The 1201-nt window shown below is 48.5% G+C and carries 2 protein-coding genes and 1 pseudogene; 1 reads left to right on the top strand and 2 read right to left on the bottom strand.

Annotated features, from left to right (window positions below):
* Positions 1-190 (top strand): annotated as a pseudogene (locus NW853_RS07410) (TVP38/TMEM64 family protein); the annotation flags it as partial.
* On the opposite strand, the gene NW853_RS07405 reads toward NW853_RS07410, so the two are convergent.
* Both NW853_RS07405 and NW853_RS07400 read right to left on the bottom strand, forming a co-directional pair.
* Entirely contained in the window at positions 187-519 is a 333-nt protein-coding gene (locus NW853_RS07405; RefSeq protein WP_414336164.1) for a cupin domain-containing protein, read from the bottom strand. The pseudogene NW853_RS07410 and the gene NW853_RS07405 overlap by 4 nt on opposite strands.
* Positions 516-1201: class I SAM-dependent methyltransferase (locus tag NW853_RS07400; RefSeq protein WP_414348700.1), on the bottom strand; the 686-nt coding region annotated here is incomplete at its 5' end. The genes NW853_RS07400 and NW853_RS07405, both read right to left, overlap by 4 nt.

Here is a 1201-nt window from a genome sequence, read left to right as displayed (position 1 = left end):
CCTAACCCAAATGAAATGGCAGAACTTTCTTCTCGCGCTAGCTTTGGGCATTGCCGTCTCTACACCCCCAGTAGTAGCTCTGGGGGCAGGGATCCTGGAGCAGGGAAGGTGGCTGCTGGGCTTTGCTCTGCTGGGAATGTTTGCTTTAGCGATGTTAACCGGCTGGCTGAGTAAAAGGCGGCGTTCTTAACTTGCCTTTGATAAGGTCAGAACAAAAGCAAGATCGGCAGTGGCTTTTAACTCATGGGGAACATTTGCCGGAATTAGGACAAATACGCCCGGAGATAGAGAGATCTTTTCTCCTGCAAGGGTTAAGACCCCGGTTCCTTCAATGACGTGGAGAGTGGCGTCCCTTGTGGAGGTATGCTCGGAAATACTTGTACTCCCTGCCATACAGAAAAGAGTATATTGGCAGATTTCAGTTTTCCAGATGATCTTGCTACGGATTCCTCCTGCCGAATAGGCAATGTGATCTTTGAGCTGCAAAAAAGGTGACTCAGGGGAGACGAGGGACATCATTGAGCCTCCTTCTCAGCAACCAGTACCATGTAGCCCAGGTTATTTCGATATCGGCTAAAGATTTGCCTCATAGCTGAGATCCGCTGGCGGATTACAGGACGTGTAAGTACATTCCAAATTATAGTCAAGAGCGTCGGCAATCCTTCCTCTGTAGCAATGGCAACAGGATTGAGCAAAGTTAAGGGGCCGGTGTCGTAGTCGACAACCGTAAGATTTGCTTGCTGAACAGTTGAAAGCCAGCCGTCAGTAGATAAAGGATTGGCATTGACACGAATTACGGAGGATAACTCCTTGCGGATGATGTCAGCGTTGGATCCCTTAACCCGCAGCTCGTGGCTGAGAAACTTACCCCCTGGCTTGAGGCAATTGTAAATCTCGGACAAAATTTTAGATTTTCCTGCATCGGACTGCATTGTTAAAATAGCTTCCGCCAAGACATAGTCAAATTTCTTATCAACTTGATCTAGGTGAAAGATATCGCCCTCGAGGATCTCAACTTGGCCAGCTAGCCCTGCTGCAGAAACATTAGCGCGAGCACGAGCAATGTTATCTGGATTTTTCTCAATGCCGGTAACATACACGCCATAGCGTTTTGCCAATCTAATGGCTGTGTAGCCAAGGCCCGAAGCAAGCTCTAGCACTGTTTCTCCTCGACGGAACTCGGCAAACTTGAAGAGCCGTT

Origin of the sequence: Synechococcus sp. H55.11, assembly GCF_047462475.1 — a bacterium.
In the GTDB taxonomy this organism is placed as follows: Bacteria; Cyanobacteriota; Cyanobacteriia; order Thermostichales; family Thermostichaceae; genus Thermostichus.
Note: the sequence above shows the minus strand (reverse complement) of the source record. Positions and strands in the feature narration are given on the sequence as shown.